This is a genomic window from Pseudomonas koreensis, from assembly GCF_025447595.1.
GTDB lineage: Bacteria > Pseudomonadota > Gammaproteobacteria > Pseudomonadales > Pseudomonadaceae > Aquipseudomonas > Aquipseudomonas koreensis_H.
The window spans coordinates 282,514-297,585 of sequence record NZ_JAOEJU010000001.1 but is presented as its reverse complement, the minus strand read 5'-3'; the positions used below and the strand labels follow the sequence as shown (position 1 = coordinate 297,585).

At 58.4% G+C, this 15,072-nt stretch carries 17 protein-coding genes; 14 read left to right on the top strand and 3 right to left on the bottom strand.

The features are described from left to right. Positions 1–10: 10 nt before the first annotated feature. Positions 11–1,921 carry a hypothetical protein gene (locus N8H71_RS01280; RefSeq protein WP_262192417.1) on the bottom strand — a complete coding sequence of 637 codons (1,911 nt, stop codon included), beginning with the start codon at positions 1,919–1,921 and terminating at the stop codon, positions 11–13. 327 nt (positions 1,922–2,248) lie between these two features. Here N8H71_RS01280 and N8H71_RS01275 point away from each other — a divergent pair, with 327 nt between their 5' ends. After that, a complete protein-coding gene (locus N8H71_RS01275; RefSeq protein WP_262192416.1) occupies positions 2,249–2,749 on the top strand; it encodes a hypothetical protein in 501 nt (166 codons plus the stop codon). Between the two features lie 115 nt (positions 2,750–2,864). On the opposite strand, the gene N8H71_RS01270 is transcribed toward N8H71_RS01275, so the two are convergent. Further along, positions 2,865–3,419 carry a GNAT family N-acetyltransferase gene (locus N8H71_RS01270; protein ID WP_262192415.1) on the bottom strand — a complete coding sequence of 185 codons (555 nt, stop codon included), beginning with the start codon at positions 3,417–3,419 and terminating at the stop codon, positions 2,865–2,867. 178 nt (positions 3,420–3,597) lie between these two features. Here N8H71_RS01270 and N8H71_RS01265 point away from each other — a divergent pair, with 178 nt between their 5' ends. From N8H71_RS01265 to N8H71_RS01240, 6 genes are all read left to right on the top strand, one after another. Then, positions 3,598–4,587, top strand: coding sequence for an aldo/keto reductase (locus N8H71_RS01265; protein ID WP_262192414.1), 990 nt, complete (start codon positions 3,598–3,600; stop codon positions 4,585–4,587). Beyond that, on the top strand, positions 4,584–5,723 hold the full coding sequence (locus tag N8H71_RS01260) for a (R)-mandelonitrile lyase (protein WP_262192413.1): 1,140 nt from the start codon (positions 4,584–4,586) through the stop codon (positions 5,721–5,723). Before N8H71_RS01265 ends, N8H71_RS01260 begins: the two co-directional genes overlap by 4 nt. A gap of 121 nt (positions 5,724–5,844) precedes the next feature. Next, complete coding sequence (locus tag N8H71_RS01255) at positions 5,845–6,789, top strand: alpha/beta hydrolase (protein WP_262192941.1); 945 nt, start codon at positions 5,845–5,847, stop codon at positions 6,787–6,789. A gap of 50 nt (positions 6,790–6,839) precedes the next feature. Beyond that, a complete protein-coding gene (locus N8H71_RS01250; RefSeq protein WP_262192412.1) occupies positions 6,840–7,892 on the top strand; it encodes an alpha/beta hydrolase in 1,053 nt (350 codons plus the stop codon). An 81-nt stretch (positions 7,893–7,973) separates the two neighbouring features. After that, positions 7,974–8,867: a LysR family transcriptional regulator gene (locus tag N8H71_RS01245; protein WP_262192411.1), complete on the top strand. Its 894-nt coding sequence runs from the start codon at positions 7,974–7,976 to the stop codon at positions 8,865–8,867. Positions 8,868–9,386: 519 nt separating this feature from the next. Next, entirely contained in the window at positions 9,387–9,749 is a 363-nt protein-coding gene (locus tag N8H71_RS01240) for a DUF6124 family protein (RefSeq protein WP_262192410.1), read from the top strand. A gap of 661 nt (positions 9,750–10,410) precedes the next feature. Here N8H71_RS01240 and N8H71_RS01235 read toward each other — a convergent pair. Next, the gene (locus tag N8H71_RS01235) at positions 10,411–11,031 is read right to left on the bottom strand and encodes a tyrosine-type recombinase/integrase (protein WP_262192409.1); all 621 of its coding nucleotides are present in this window, start codon (positions 11,029–11,031) and stop codon (positions 10,411–10,413) included. A 234-nt stretch (positions 11,032–11,265) separates the two neighbouring features. Here N8H71_RS01235 and N8H71_RS01230 point away from each other — a divergent pair, with 234 nt between their 5' ends. From N8H71_RS01230 to arsH, 7 genes are all read left to right on the top strand, one after another. Further along, on the top strand, positions 11,266–11,718 hold the full coding sequence (locus tag N8H71_RS01230; protein WP_262192408.1) for a hypothetical protein: 453 nt from the start codon (positions 11,266–11,268) through the stop codon (positions 11,716–11,718). Between the two features lie 123 nt (positions 11,719–11,841). Next, the gene (locus N8H71_RS01225; RefSeq protein WP_262192407.1) at positions 11,842–12,156 is read left to right on the top strand and encodes a hypothetical protein; all 315 of its coding nucleotides are present in this window, start codon (positions 11,842–11,844) and stop codon (positions 12,154–12,156) included. Between the two features lie 88 nt (positions 12,157–12,244). Continuing rightward, a complete protein-coding gene (locus tag N8H71_RS01220) occupies positions 12,245–12,712 on the top strand; it encodes a metallophosphoesterase family protein (protein ID WP_262192406.1) in 468 nt (155 codons plus the stop codon). Between the two features lie 43 nt (positions 12,713–12,755). Next, on the top strand, positions 12,756–13,376 hold the full coding sequence (locus N8H71_RS01215; protein ID WP_262192405.1) for a LysE family translocator: 621 nt from the start codon (positions 12,756–12,758) through the stop codon (positions 13,374–13,376). Positions 13,377–13,492: 116 nt separating this feature from the next. Next, complete coding sequence (locus N8H71_RS01210; protein ID WP_262192404.1) at positions 13,493–13,840, top strand: metalloregulator ArsR/SmtB family transcription factor; 348 nt, start codon at positions 13,493–13,495, stop codon at positions 13,838–13,840. Between the two features lie 9 nt (positions 13,841–13,849). Further along, entirely contained in the window at positions 13,850–14,320 is a 471-nt protein-coding gene (locus N8H71_RS01205) for an arsenate reductase ArsC (RefSeq protein WP_262192403.1), read from the top strand. A gap of 11 nt (positions 14,321–14,331) precedes the next feature. Next, positions 14,332–15,021, top strand: coding sequence for an arsenical resistance protein ArsH (arsH, locus tag N8H71_RS01200; protein ID WP_262192402.1), 690 nt, complete (start codon positions 14,332–14,334; stop codon positions 15,019–15,021). Positions 15,022–15,072: the final 51 nt, after the last annotated feature.

Genomic DNA, 15,072 nt, shown 5'->3' with positions numbered 1-15,072 from the left:
CTCTACATGATCAGCGACACGGAACGACGGTGGCCACACCGTCGTTGACGTGTAACTCGGCGATTTTCCACTCATTGCCCACCGCTGATATAGCGTTTGGGTAATACACCGCCGTTCCCTGAGCCGTCTCGATGTTGCAGTGCAACGCTTGAGGCGTCATCTGCCCTGCCTTGGAATAGTTGGTCGCGATCAATTCGTAGCGACTGAAATACCAGCGACTGATCTCGATACGCTCCGACCCGGGCCCTGAGCGTACGTCCTCCTCAAAACGAGCGTAAGGAAGCGCATCGAGAGCACCATGGTTTCGAAAGTCGATGGACTCGGTAACGCTCCCGTCCGGATTGACAACTCGCAGCGCGAGATCCATGTCTTTCAAGCTGGCGTCCCACACCAACTGCACGCTGCACACAATGTCTGTAGCCAACGCGGTGTTGTCGGATGTCGGCACCACGGCGCTGACAACAGGTTGCGGCAGACCAGGAAACAACGTATTGCGGATCTCGGCGCTCAACGCTCCCGTCTCGGTTTCCTGTTTGGGCGTCGCGTCGCCAATGAATTTCGCTCGGGCCTGCAGTTCGGTAGGCAGCACGGCCGTCAGTACCGAATTATCTGCGGGCCCATGATTGACGATGTGCACCACAGCATTCGGACAACTGCGGGCGTAGTCACTGGCGGCCTGGGTGAAGTTCGTCGTACTGGCATTGAGATAGTGTTTGCACTCGAGGACGTAGGTCGTCTGCGCGCCGGCCGACTGCAACAGGTTCACCTTCAGGACACGAAAATCGGGTTGTATGCCCTTCGAGCGTTTCGAGCTCTTCCCCACCAGAGCGGAGCGCAGCTCTGCCCACACGTCGAACTGCTTGTTGTCACAGTTGAAAGAGGCCACGCGGCTGCCACCAAACTCGAAGGAAAGAACGCCATCGACAGTATGGAAACGCATGTCCGCAACCGCAGTTTTTATCACCTTGAGCATGCGTGTTCCCACCCAGACGGAGTACAGCTCATGGCGCCGACGCCAGACTGGCAGGTTCAGCAGATCCAGTAATTCCTGGATTGTGTGCTCGACCCAGACATCTCCCCACTCTAACTTTTCGACTGCGTCATTCAGAGTCTTGAGTACCGTCTCTTCGGCCATTTGCCCTGACTTCACCTGACTTGCCAGGTCCTGCATGCCCGCGATCATGCCGATGTCCCAAAAATCGCTTGCGGCGTACAACTGCCCGGGCAGATCCCAAACTAAAAAAATCGAGTGGGGATTGTTCAATGCATTAGCTGCGCCCAACACTTCATCCCGGTTTTTTCCGTGCTGCAGCCAAAGCTCTCTGAAGGCAGATACCAGCCGAGTCAAGAGTCTCATCTGGGCATCGATTTCGGCTTGACCGGTTTGAGCTATCACAGGGACAGGAGGAAAGTTGTCTGGCTTGTTTATAGGAAAACCGGTGATTTTCTCCCTCAAGGCCATCGAAATTGAAAACATAATCTCGCGGTCGGGAAGCTTCGGACGCCTCTCCAGAATGCGCTGCGTTCGCTGCACCGTTTCCCTGAACTGCTCCAGCGTAGCCTTGATCGGGTCACTCACTTTGTCGAACTTGAACTCGACACTGAGTTGATGCCTCGACTCGCGGGTCTCGGCCAGAATCAGGACATCAAGGATATCCTGCATCATCGAGGCGAATCCGACCTGGCTCTTCAACACCTCGACCAACAACTGCTCTGTACTCACCTGCGGGCAGGATGAAGCAGCGTCCGCCGCCAACCAGTCGGCCAGTGAAGACGTACCGACAGGTACGCCCAGTGCTTTTCTCACCGCATCTTCGACATCGATATCCCTACCGGCGCCTCCACCCTTTAATCGAAGTTCCAGCCCGGCGCTCTTGCACAGGCTCTCCCACAAATCCGCTGCCGAAGCGATGCGCGTCATTGATATCTCCCCGTTCCCTGGTAAAGCCGCAATGAAAAAACAGCAGCGATTGTCTATTGAGTCTTGAAGACTGCCGACCTGTGGCCGGTTCGTTCCGGAGTTATAGCAGGCGAGTCAATTCCAGATCCAGACCAAACCTGAACGGTGGTCAGAGAACCATCAATAGCCGCAAACAGGTACATGATGCGATTGCGGACTCGTCGTACCGATCCAGGCAAAACCTCGACGACCCACCTTTTTAAACGCTCAGAAATGCGAAACCTCCTGAGAGGGCTAGGCTCTATGCATCCCGTTTTTCAACTAAAGGGCGCCGACATGAGCACGGTAATGCACAAGATCAAACATGAGTTCATGAAGGTTCTTCCGCCCACCGTTTTCTTTTTCGTCATATTGCACATCGTTGCGCTCATTCGTTCGCTCATGATCAAGGGCTCGGGGGTTGATCTCCCGCTTTCAGCCTCTGTGCTGATCGCGTCCCTCATACTCGGCAAGTCTGTGTTGGTCGCGGACATGCTGCCTTTCATCAACCGTTTTCCCGATAAGCCGCTGATCTGGAATGTCATCTGGAAGACACTCATGTACGCCCTGGTCGCGCTGATCGTTCATTACCTGGAGAGACTGTACGACTACTGGAAGGAAGCCCACGGTTTCATGGAGGCAAACTCCCTGCTGTGGTCCTCGATGAACTGGCCTCGGTTCTGGGCCGTGCAAATATTGCTCATTACGTTGATATTCATGTATTGCGTCATTGCAGAGCTGGCACGAGTCATTGGACGGGATCGACTAAAGGTGATGTTCGTGGGGCCACTCGCGCCAATACAACGCTGAACGATTCCGCCAGTCCGTTGCACCGACCGGATGCATCCACAGTCGTTAACAGCCACTCGCAGAACGTCTGCCAATGGCCGAAAAAGGCTGTCGCTCGCATTGCCGTAAAAGCAGGTCAGGCTTCACCCCTTGCGGTGAGCCACTCGCTTCGTGTCATCTCCCATACTTCAACCTGCATGGCCCCGCAGACAAAATTCCCGTCCCGCGTGCCGATCATGCGCATGCCTTCATGCTGGGAAACCTTGCGCGAGCCGAGGTTGGCGGCAGCCTTGGGCACCTGCATGACCGGGCGTGACAATGTTTCGAACCAGTAAGCACTGACGACCTTGCAGGCTTCGCGCATGTAACCTTTGCCCTGATATTGCGGAGCGAGCCAGAAGCCTCTGTTGTTGCCAGGCTGGTCATACAGGCTGATGCTACCGATGCTGCGCTCGGGTTGAGCGCGCGTGCGAATCATCCAGTGCCACTCTTGTCCCGCAGCCATGGCAGGTAGAGCGATATCGCGCACGTAAACCAGTCCCCCATCCGGCGGATAGGGCCATGGGACGCGGCTATCCAGATACCGAACAACCTCCCATTGCGGGAACAACTGCTGTACCGCCGCCGCATCGGACAGTTGCAGCGGTGTGAGGATCAGGCGGCTGGTGTACAGCGTGGGGAAGCAATCCATGGCATGAAATCCTTTGTGATCTCCGTGGCGTGTGTGAACGGTACTTTCTCAGACCATTGGCGAGAGTGTCGAGTGGGATTGATGAAAGCACCTCATAAACCCTTGCCGATTTACCCGTCTAGTCCCCTCTCCCGCGCTCGCTTACTGTTCTCCCAACGCCAAACGACGGGAGATCAGAATGCATCAGCGAACACTCGGCAACAGCTCACTCACCGTGTCAGCCCTGGGTTTTGGCTGCATGGGTCTGAGCCACGGCTACGGCCCCGCCACCGATACTCGACAAGCCATTTCCGTGATCCGCTCAGCGGTGGATCAAGGCGTGACGTTCTTTGATACCGCCGAGGTCTACGGCCCTTACCTGAATGAGCAAGTGGTGGGCGAAGCGCTGGCGCCGGTCCGCGATCAGGTGGTCATCGCCACCAAGTTCGGCTTTACCTTCGGCGACGACAATAAACAGCAGATTCTCAACAGCCGCCCCGAGCACATCCGGATCGCCGTTGAGGGTTCGTTGCGCCGGCTGAAGACCGATTACATCGATTTGCTCTACCAGCACCGGGTCGATCCGGAGGTGCCGATCGAGGACGTGGCCGGTGTGGTGAAAGCGCTGATTGGCGAAGGCAAGGTCAAACATTTCGGTCTGTCGGAGGCCGGTGCGCAAACCATCCGGCGCGCCCATGCCGTGCAACCGGTCACGGCGCTGCAAAGCGAATATTCGTTGTGGTGGCGCGAGCCCGAGCAGGAAATTCTGCCGACGCTATGGGAGTTGGGCATCGGCTTCGTGCCGTTCAGTCCGCTGGGCAAGGGTTTCCTCACCGGCACCGTGTCTGCCGAAACCACTTACGGCAGTGATGACTTTCGCAGCATCGTCCCGCGCTTCAGCCAGTCGGCGTTGCAGGCCAATCAGGGGCTGGTGGTGTTGATCCGCCAGATCGCCGCGCAGAAACAAGCGACACCGGCGCAGATCGCATTGGCCTGGCTGCTCGCGCAGGCACCGTGGATTGTGCCGATTCCCGGTACTACCAAACTGCATCGTCTGGAAGAAAACCTGGGTGGCGCTGACATCACGCTCGATGCCAGCGAACTCAAGGCGATTGATACGGCACTGGCGCAGATCCACATCGAAGGCGAACGCTATCCCGAAGCGCTCAAGGCGAGGGTCGGCCGATGAACCGACTGATCGCGCCATTCGTTGCCTTATCGCTCATCAGCGCAGAAGCCCCAGCCGCCAGTGAAATCCGCATTACCCCGAAAGGCTCCCAACCTTCTATCCAGGGCGCACCCGAAAACTTCACCGGCACAGTGCGCGTGGACGGCCTGTTCAAGGGCGATCTGCCGGCGCGTGTCGGCGGCGGCACAGTGACCTTCGAGCCCGGCGCACGCACCGCGTGGCACACCCATCCATTGGGGCAAACGCTGATCGTCACTGCCGGGGTTGGCTACGTGCAGCAAGAAGGCGGGCCGCGTCGGGAAATCCGACCGGGCGACATTGTCTGGATCCCCCCGCTCACCCGTCACTGGCATGGCGCCACAGCGAGCACCGGCATGACGCACATTGCGATTGCTGAAGCCGAGGACGGCAAGACGGTCACCTGGGCCGAGAAAGTCTCACAGGCGCAATACGATCCAGCGACGCCGCAAGACATTTCCAGCGCACAAGCCAGCATCGACACACTGTCGAAGAAACAGCAGGCGATTCCCCTGATCGCCGCGTTCATGGCGACCAGCGACATGCCCAATCTCAACGTGGCGCTCAACCAGGGACTCGACGCAGGTCTGACCGTCAGCGAGGCACGGGAAATTCTCGTGCAGCTCTACGCCTACGTCGGCTTCCCGCGCAGCCTCAATGCGTTGAATGAGTTGATGTCCGTGGTGCAAGCGCGCAAACAACGCGGCATCGAGGATGCGCCGGGGCGTGAGCCAAACCGGGCGATTCCAGTCGGCGATGAACTTCTGGCGGCTGGCACCGCCAATCAGACGAAGATTTCCGGCGCCCCGGTCAAAGGCCCGGTGTTCGAGTTCGCACCGGTGATCAACCGGTTCCTGCAAACCCACCTGTTCGGCGACATCTTCGAGCGTGACAACCTCGACTGGCAAAGCCGCGAACTGGCGACGGTCGGGGCACTGGCGGCGACGCCGGGGGTGGAACCGCAATTGCGCTCGCACATGCTGGCGAGCCTGCGCGTGGGGCTCAGCGCGGCGCAGTTGCGCCAAGTCACCGAGCAATTGAAAAAGCACGGCGATGCGCAGACCGTCGAGCGGGCCAACACGGCGCTGACCCAGGCCCTCGCGGCTTCGGTGAAATGACATGAAGCCTGCCAAAACCCTGCCGGTCATCACTCTGCTGAGCCTGTTGAGCGCCTGCACGAACCAGCCCGAAAGCCCGTTGCTGATTCAGAAACAAGGCAGCTTCGCCGCTGGCGGAACAATGACCACCGCACCGGGCACCTTCGATCCGCGCAAACCGCTGACGCCCGACGGCCAGACCTACCACGGTGACCACGCCTACGCGTTCTACCAGATCCCGGTCGATGCGCGAAAACTGCCCATCGTCATGTGGCACGGCGCGGGTCAGTTTTCCAAGACCTGGGAAACCACCGCCGATGGCCGCGAGGGTTTTCAGAACCTGTTTCTGCGTCGCCACTACGGCGTCTATCTGATCGATCAGCCTCGGCGCGGCGATGCGGGTCGCAGCAGTGTCGAGACAACCATCAAGCCTGTGCCGGACGAACAATTGTGGTTCAACCAGTTCCGCATCGGCCTGTGGCCGAACTACTTCAACGGCGTACAAGTAGCTCGGGACGCGCAAAGCCGCGAGCAGTTTTTCCGTGCGATGACGCCAAACACTGGGCCTTTCGACATGGGCGTGGTGTCCGATGGCGTGTCAGCCGTTTTTGACCGAATCGGCCCGGGCATCCTGTTCACCCACTCCCAGGGTGGCGGACCGGGTTGGTTGACGGCGATCAAGAACGACAAGGTCAAGGCCATCGTGGCGTTCGAGCCTGGCAGCAGCTTTGTGTTTGCCGAAGGTGAAGTGCCGGCGCCGATTCCCAGCGCGTTCGACACGGTGCAAGGCGCAGCCGTGCCAATCGAGCAATTCATGGCGCTGACGCGTATTCCGATTCTGATCCTGTACGGCGACAACATCCCCGAACAGGCCGTCGACCTGCCGGCTCAGGACAGTTGGCGCGCCCGCCTGAAAATGGCCCGGCTATGGCGTGACGCGGTCAATCGGCACGGCGGCGATGTACGCCTGATTCACCTGCCGGAGATCGGTATCCACGGCAATACCCACTTCCCCATGTCGGATCTGAACAACGTGCAGATCGCCGATCTGGTGGCGCAATTCCTCAAAGAAAAACAGCTGGACTGACCCGTCCCCTTCTTTCGACTGCCGCCCTTTTGATTGCTCAGGAGCTTCACGTGAAAAACACTCTCAAAGCCACGTTCATGTCGGCATTGGTCGGCTTGTCTGCCGGCGAATCCCTGGCCGCCGACTACAAAAAGAACCCCTTCACCCTGGCCTATGACGGCGCGCTCACCAGGAACGAACCGGGCAAGGTCAACATTCACCCGGTCAGCTACAAACTCAATGGACTGGACATCGCCGCCAACGTCTACACCCCGGCCAACTACGACGCGAAGCGAACCTACCCGACCGTGGTCGTCGCGCATCCGAATGGCGGCGTGAAAGAGCAAGTCGCCGGTTTGTACGCCCAGCGTCTGGCCGAACAGGGCTACATCACCATCACCGCCGATGCTGCGTACCAGGGCGCCAGCGGTGGTCAGCCACGCAGCATCGATAAACCGGCATATCGCATCGAAGACATTCACGGCATGGCCGACTTCATCAGCCAGTTTGCCGGCGTGGACGAAAAACGCCTGGGCCTGCTCGGCATTTGTGGTGGTGGCGGTTACTCGCTGGCGGCGGCGCAAACCGACAAACGCTTCAAATCGCTGGCGACCGTCAGCATGTTCAACTCGGGCCGGGTGCGCCGCAACGGCTACAACGACTCGCAGCTGGACAGCATTCAGCAACGTCTGCAACAGGCTTCGGCGGCCCGCGCGCAGGAAGCCGCCGGCGGCGCGGTGTTGTATTCCGGTGATGCCAACCTGACGGATGAGCAGATCGCCAAATTGCCGTTCGAACTCTATCGCCAGGGCTACGAGTATTACTGGAAGACCCACGCGCACCCGAACTCGACCTTCAAATACACCACCAGCAGCCTGATCGATTTGATGCGCTTTGACGCCACCCACCAGATCGAGTTGATCAATCAACCGTTGCTGATGATTGCCGGCAGCAAGGCCGACAGCCTGTACATGACTCAGGATGCCTTCCCCAAAGCCACCGGCACCACGGACAAGGAAGTGTTCATCCTCGAGGGCGCCACCCACATCGAAACCTATTGGGTGCCGCGCTATGTCGACGCTGCCATCGGCAAGCTGAGCGCGTTTTACGCCCGTACCTTGTAATGACCGCTCTGGGGGTCGCGCATCCGGGCGCAACCTGCTTTCATGGATTAATTCCGCGCCCCTCATGAGAGGTTTTCATCAATGTCCCGCGCCAATCTCAACGACCTGCAGGCCTTCGTGGTCATCGCCCGCGAAGGCAGCTTCACCCGCGCGGCCGCACAACTGGGCGTCTCGCAATCAGCGTTGAGCCACACCATGCGCACGCTGGAAACACGGCTGGGCGTGCGCCTGCTGACGCGAACCACCCGCAGCGTTTCGCCGACCGAAGCAGGTCAACGCCTGTATCAATCAATGGCGCCACGCTTTGAAGAGATCGAACTGGAACTGGCCGCGGTCAGCGAGTTTCGCGACACCCCGGCCGGCAATGTGCGGATCTCCGCGTCCGAACATGCAGCGAACAATATTCTCTGGCCCAAGCTGTCGAAGGTGTTGCCCGACTACCCCGACATCAAGGTCGAGATCATCGTCGACTACGCCCTCACCGACATCGTTGCGCAACGCTTTGACGCCGGTGTTCGCTTGGGTGAACAAGTGGCCAAAGACATGATCGCCGTGCCCATCGGCCCTTCGCTGCGCATCGCCGTCGTGGGCTCGCCGCAGTACTTCAAAGACCGCCCGATTCCCATGACGCCGGGCGATCTCGCCGCACACAACTGCATCAACCTGCGCCTGCCCACCCACGGTAGCCTGATGCAATGGGATTTTGAAAAGGACGGCCGCGAACTGAAGGCCCGGGTCGAGGGGCAATGGACGTTCAACAGCAGCGTACCGATCCTGCGGGCGGCGGTGGCTGGATGCGGCTTGGGGTTTCTGCCGGAAGACATGGTCGCCAAAGAACTGGCTGACGGCAGTCTCGTGCGGGTACTTGAGGACTGGTGCCAACCCTTTGCGGGCTACCACCTTTACTATCCGAATCGCCGTGAGCAGTCGTCGGCGTTTGGGGTTGTGGTGGATGCGCTGCTTTATAAAGGCTGAATGAGCGTTGTGGCTGCCATGGATTTAATCGGTTGAGCTCTTGTGAGCCCGTAGCACTGAAACCAGGCGGGCACAGCGGAGAGCTGCAACTCGGCGTCATACAAATGTGTCGCACCGTATGGCGATCAGTAGCAGGTGCCATCGGAGGTTGTTTAAGGGTTTCGGCCTTTGCTGTTTAAAGACACTCAGCGTTACTTCCTCAAGGCTACAACGCCTTGCGTCATTGCCTACGACTACGCCAGAATCCGCCGGCTTGTGCGTCTGGGACGCGGGTTTTATCGTTTCCGGGTCACTGAAAAACAGTGATGGGGTTTGGTAGCCCGCTTCGTTCTAGACTCATGGCGTCACCATGTGCGGCCCTTTCTCAGGGCTCGAATTTCATGGTGGTCATGCGTGGGGCTCATTCGTGGGCGCCGGGTTCTAGTGCGACCGGTCTACCAACCCGCGTATGACCGCCACCCAACGTTTGGTAGCGAAGGGTGATGGTTCCTTTTGGTAATCGCGCTAGAGGATTCATCCATGTTCAAACCGACACCCAACCCACCAGAAAACGATCCGGTTTCACCCTACAAATTCCCCGATTCCCGAACCCTGAACGAAGCGGCCGAGCGCGCGCTCGACCATTACCTCACTCCACAGCAACGCATCATGGGTAGCCACCACAAGCACGACCCCATGTACCTGGCTAACCCGGCCTACAACACCGAATCCTTATTAGCCAACGCCAGCGAATCATTGGGATCGGCGAACGAACTGCTTAACAATTTTGCCGCCACGCTGGAGCCTGCTCATCGCAAGACCGCGATCGGGATCGCGCAGTTGGTGATGTTGAGTGAATTGGCGGTGAACCAGGCGTTGGATCATGTTGAGGTGAAGAGCTAAACGCTGCCCTCTTCTGCCGGATGGAACGCAACGGCAGAGGAAATGAGCGTTGACCGAAGCTGCCGGAATTGGCGGCTTTCGGCCAAAAGCAGACGACCGTGAGTGTCTGGTATCGGCAGGTCTGGATCTTTAATAACTGCTAGGCTGACCGCGATTCAGACTACCGATTTTTGTGTGAACGCGAGGTAGTAGCCATTGCAGTCGCGCAGTCCAAACTCCCTTGACCCATAGTCAGTATCTTGAAGTGCCCAAGCGATATGGGCGTTGTTGATCACTGACTCGTAATAGCTATCTACATTCGATATCGCCAAGTAGAGCGTACCCGAGTACCCGACTGGTACTCCCCAAATATCCTGTTCAGTAAAGATGAGACTGCAGTCATCCAATCGCACAGTGATTGTTGACGCAGGGGAGTCACTCACGGTGAAACCGAGAGTTTCGCGGTAGTAATTGCCGGTGGCGACAAGATCGTCGCAGCGCAGGAGCGTAGTTAACGGCATGATGACCTCAGCGCGTGATTATGCAATCTATGTAGTACTCATTTTTTATGAAGATATCAACAAGTGCTGAAAACATAGAACCATCCTAAAATTAAAGATCCTTCTATCGGCTGATTCTGGCTAGGTAGCGACGGTCAGGGCTCGACCGTCGCAAGGTATATTCAAACCTCTGTCTGTTCCGCCATCTCCAAGGCGTCATCGACTTCAATTCCCAGATATCGAACGGTGCTCTCCAGCTTCGTATGGCCAAGCAACAGTTGAACCGCTCGCAGATTCTTCGTCCTGCGATAGATCAGCGATGCCTTCGTACGCCTCATTGTGTGAGTGCCATACATGGCTGGATCAAGGCCAACTGCTTCCACCCAGCTTTTTACGATACGTGCGTATTGACGTGTTGATAGATGGTCTGAGGTATGCAGCTGGCTCGGAAAAAGGCAGTCCTCGCTCCGGAGTTGGGCCTGGTGTATCCAGGCCGCGATAGCAAACCGTGTTTGTTCGGTGATCTCGAACTGCACTGGCCGCAGCGTTTTCTGCTGCATCACCATGGCGCGTGGTGATACGTGCTCGCCATGGGCGACGTCGCGCACACGAAGCTTGGTTAAGTCGCAGGCCCGAAGCTTGCTGTCGATGGCCAGATCGAAGAGCGCAAGATCACGGGTTCTTTCTGCAATTTGAAGCCTTACCCGGATGGCCCAAATATCTCTCAGTCTGAGTGGAGCTTTCTGCCCGACCAGTTTCCCTTTGTTCCAAGGCTGGCGGCTGCTGGTAGCGAAGATGTTCATTACGAGTCCTCCACGTGTCGAAGGACAAGGATGGCTGACCATAGGAAGGATCCATAACCGGCCATTAGCGGACGCTCACAAGCGACCGCTACCGGCCAAAAGCTGCCGCCCACGCATGGCCTTTTCCAGCCCAAAAAGTTAATAATCGGAGCGGAGACGGCCTATTGAAAATTGGCTATATGGCTGAATACGCCTCTTCTTCAGCATTCCATTATCGACATCAGAGTAAGACTCATGGGCGCGCCCATCATTATCGGCAACAGCTATGACCTCTGGGTCAGCAACAGCATGAAAGATACTTTTTGCGAGGTACTCACCGCTGTCGCGGCCTTGGAAGGCCATGATGTAAAGGCCATATATGAGGAGGCACCAGGTGTGGCCGGCACCTATGGTGTTCCAGGCGTGGGTATCCTTCTCGACGAGTTCTTTCGCTATCTTGGCGGGTTTTCCGGGGTTAGACGCCACCTCGATGTTTGCCGAGTACGGCTAGACGAAGTCAGAGAATCTTGCGGACTGTCGCTAGTTGCTGCCGAACGCATGGCACACGTACTGGCATGGGCCGCATACCATATGGATGGCAACCCGATCCCTGTAGGCGGCTCTTTCTATGAGAGCTGGCCTCCTGACGCGGCTGAAACAAGTTATTACCCGCCTGCTTTCGGCCAGAAGCTGACAGAGGAGCGGTAAATAAATCTTGGACCTGTCCCCTTTTCTGCCTTTTCTGCTGCTGTTGGGGGAAGTAAGTTGCCTTGACCTCTATGCTCCCCTTGAATAAAGCGCTTCACGAGACGATCCTCTGGTGGAACTCGAATGTTGGATGCTGCTGTGAAGATAGTGAAATCTACCCGTTTTGACGATGTCGACCACGATTTAGGGTATGAGTACCGTGGTCATAATTACAGCGTGCAGAACGATGGGGATATGTTCATGATCAGAACTTACGACGAAGAGCCAGAGTGTGCGACTGTCGTAAGTCCGACCACGGCGCATGCCAACGGCAATCTTAGACAGCTCGTCACTTTCATACAGGCGGAGTTTGGGGTCTCTAGGATCATGCTCTACAAGGGTGATTTGGGGAGCTACGCTGAGATCGACCTCGAAACGTTGGCATTCCTTACCATTTAAAATCGGTAGCGATAGCGCGGTTGGTGTTTTTACACACTCTGGGCCGAAAGCAGCCACTCCCACCCGAACACCCCGGTGATCTGCCCCCATGAAAACCGCCCTGATCTCCGACACCCACAATCTCCTCCGCCCCGAAGCCCTCGCCGCACTCCAGGGCTGTGACCAGATCATCCACGCTGGCGACATCGGCAACCCGGACATCCTGGCCCAACTGGCCAAAATCGCCCCCGTCCACGCGGTGCGCGGCAACAACGATCTCAACAGCCCGTGGGCCGAGAACCTCCCCGACCTCCTGACCTTCACCCTCAACGGCTGGCCAACCCTCCTCGTCCACGACATCGCCGACGTCCCCGCCGATCTCGATCCAGGCATCAAGCTCATCATCACCGGCCACTCCCACAAACCCCGCATCGAATGGCGCGGTGACCGGCTCTACGTCAACCCCGGCAGCGCCGGCCCTCGGCGGTTCAAGTTGCCGGTCACGCTGGCGATCCTCGAGATACAACCCGACCGCATCGAACCGCGCCTGATTTCCCTGCTGGATCCCCCCGCCTGAAACCGCTACCGTTCCCGCCTCCAGAACAGGGAACCCACACGCCATGTCCATCGCCGACAACCTCCTCGCCTTCACTTTCGCCGCCACGCTGTTGACCCTGACGCCCGGTCTCGACACCGCGCTGGTGCTGCGCACCGCCACCGTCGAGGGCAAGCAGCAGGCGTTGCGTGCGGCGTTGGGGATCAATGCCGGTTGCCTGTTGTGGGGCGCGGCGGTGGCGTTTGGGTTGGGGGCGTTGATTGCGGTGTCGGAGCTGGCCTACAACCTGCTCAAATATTGCGGCGCGGCGTATCTGGTGTGGCTGGGGTTGAACATGCTGCTGCGCCCTCGCCGTTCGCTGGCACCCGCCGAAGCCAACGGCAAGCCGGGGGCGAACTGGTTTTTCAAGGGCATGCTGGGGAATGTGCTGAATCCGAAGATCGGGATTTTCTACGTATCGTTTCTGCCGCAGTTCATTCCGCAAGGTCAGCCGCTGGTGCCGTGGACGTTCGGGCTGGTGAGCATTCATGTGGTGCTCGGGCTGATCTGGTCGCTGGTGTTGATTGGCGCGACGCAGCCGTTGTCCGGGTTTCTGCGCCGTGAGAAAGTGATTCGCTGGATGGAACGCACCACCGGGATGATTTTCGTACTGTTTGCCGCGCGGTTGGCGTTCAGCAAGCGTTGAGGCGTCTGCGCTAAAAAACCTTCGGTCGAGACCTGTCACTTCATCAAATTCAAGGCTTGCCCAGCACATATGGATATCCGCATATTCGGACAACCATATGTGCTGAAGGCATCGTGATGCTCAACCCCGCCTCCGTTTTCAAATATCTCGCCGACGAAACCCGCGTCCGGGCCACGCTGTTGATCACCCGCGAAGGTGAGTTGTGTGTCTGCGAGCTGGTCTGCGCACTCAACGACAGTCAGCCGAAAATCTCCCGCCATCTCGCGCAGCTGCGCACCTGCGGCCTGTTGCTGGATCGTCGTCAGGGCCAGTGGGTTTATTACCGGCTCAATCCTGATTTGCCGGTATGGATTCGCACGCTGCTTGAAACCACACTCGCCGCCAACACCCACTGGCTGGAAGAAAACAGCGCGCGGTTGGCTGCCATGGGCGACCGTCCACTCAATACATCCGCCTGCTGCTGAGGATCAATCATGCGCGTTCTATTCATGTGCACCGCCAACAGCTGTCGCAGCATTCTCTCCGAGGCGATGTTCAATCACTTGGCGCCGGCCGGTTTCGAGGCGGTCAGTGCCGGCAGTTTCCCCAAGGGCCAGGTGCTGCCGCGCAGCCTGACCACGTTGCAAGCCGCCGGCATTTCCATCGCCGGTTTAAGCAGCAAGGGCAACGAGGCCTTCGAAGACAACCCGCCGGACATCGTCATCACCGTGTGCGACAAGGCCGCCGGTGAAGCCTGCCCGGTGTACTTCGGCCCGGCCTTGAAAGCCCATTGGGGGCTGGAAGATCCGTCGGACGTGCGCGGCGATGAACGCACCATCGATGCTGCCTTCCACGCCACCCTCGCCCGAATCGAAACCCGCTGCCGGGCCTTCCTTGCCCTGCCCTTCGCCCAACTTGACCGTGATGCCCTCAAGCGCGAGCTCGACCGCATCAGCACGCTGTAACCGGAGCCGACATGACTGACCTGCCCAACCTCGATCCTTCACTGGTTCAAAAGACCACACGTGACGAAGGCGCCCACAAGCCGCGCATCCTGCTGCTGTACGGCTCGACCCGCCCGCGCTCGTTCAGTCGTTTGCTGGTCGAAGAAGCTGCCCGCCTGCTGGAGCACTTCGGTGCCGAAACACGGATCTTCAATCCCTCGGGCCTGCCGCTGCCGGATGACGCGCCCGGCGATCACCCGAAAGTCCTGGAATTGCTTGAGCTAATGCAATGGTCCGAAGGCCAGGTCTGGTGCTCTCCCGAACGTCACGGCGCCATGTCAGCGGTGTTCAAGGCGCAGATCGACTGGGTGCCGCTGGCTCTGGGCGCAGTGCGTCCGACTCAGGGCAAAACTCTTGCGGTGATGCAGGTCTGCGGCGGTTCGCAGTCCTTCAACGTGGTCAATCAACTGCGCGTTCTGGGGCGCTGGATGCGCATGTTCACCATCCCCAATCAGTCGTCCGTGCCCAAGGCCTATCTGGAATTCGACGAAGGCAACCGCATGAAACCCTCGGCGCTGTACGACCGGGTGGTGGATGTGATGGAGGAACTGGTGAAATTCACCTTGTTGCTGCGTGAGCGCCCGGACTTGGTGGATCGCTATTCCGAGCGTAAGGAGTCGGCGGAGGAATTGATGCAGCGGGTCAATCAGCGGTCAATCTGAACCTCAAGGCCCGGCCCTTGATCCGGGTCACCGAAACTTTTGCGCGCCCTC

Coding starts and splice junctions, on each gene's coding strand:
- N8H71_RS01280 (WP_262192417.1), bottom strand. CDS start 1,921: ATGACGCGCATCGCTTCGGCAGCGGATTTGTGGGAGAGCCTGTGCAAG.
- N8H71_RS01275 (WP_262192416.1), top strand. CDS start 2,249: ATGCACAAGATCAAACATGAGTTCATGAAGGTTCTTCCGCCCACCGTT.
- N8H71_RS01270 (WP_262192415.1), bottom strand. CDS start 3,419: ATGGATTGCTTCCCCACGCTGTACACCAGCCGCCTGATCCTCACACCG.
- N8H71_RS01265 (WP_262192414.1), top strand. CDS start 3,598: ATGCATCAGCGAACACTCGGCAACAGCTCACTCACCGTGTCAGCCCTG.
- N8H71_RS01260 (WP_262192413.1), top strand. CDS start 4,584: ATGAACCGACTGATCGCGCCATTCGTTGCCTTATCGCTCATCAGCGCA.
- N8H71_RS01255 (WP_262192941.1), top strand. CDS start 5,845: ATGACCACCGCACCGGGCACCTTCGATCCGCGCAAACCGCTGACGCCC.
- N8H71_RS01245 (WP_262192411.1), top strand. CDS start 7,974: ATGTCCCGCGCCAATCTCAACGACCTGCAGGCCTTCGTGGTCATCGCC.
- N8H71_RS01240 (WP_262192410.1), top strand. CDS start 9,387: ATGTTCAAACCGACACCCAACCCACCAGAAAACGATCCGGTTTCACCC.
- N8H71_RS01235 (WP_262192409.1), bottom strand. CDS start 11,031: ATGAACATCTTCGCTACCAGCAGCCGCCAGCCTTGGAACAAAGGGAAA.
- N8H71_RS01230 (WP_262192408.1), top strand. CDS start 11,266: ATGGGCGCGCCCATCATTATCGGCAACAGCTATGACCTCTGGGTCAGC.
- N8H71_RS01225 (WP_262192407.1), top strand. CDS start 11,842: ATGTTGGATGCTGCTGTGAAGATAGTGAAATCTACCCGTTTTGACGAT.
- N8H71_RS01220 (WP_262192406.1), top strand. CDS start 12,245: ATGAAAACCGCCCTGATCTCCGACACCCACAATCTCCTCCGCCCCGAA.
- N8H71_RS01215 (WP_262192405.1), top strand. CDS start 12,756: ATGTCCATCGCCGACAACCTCCTCGCCTTCACTTTCGCCGCCACGCTG.
- N8H71_RS01210 (WP_262192404.1), top strand. CDS start 13,493: ATGCTCAACCCCGCCTCCGTTTTCAAATATCTCGCCGACGAAACCCGC.
- N8H71_RS01205 (WP_262192403.1), top strand. CDS start 13,850: ATGCGCGTTCTATTCATGTGCACCGCCAACAGCTGTCGCAGCATTCTC.
- arsH (WP_262192402.1), top strand. CDS start 14,332: ATGACTGACCTGCCCAACCTCGATCCTTCACTGGTTCAAAAGACCACA.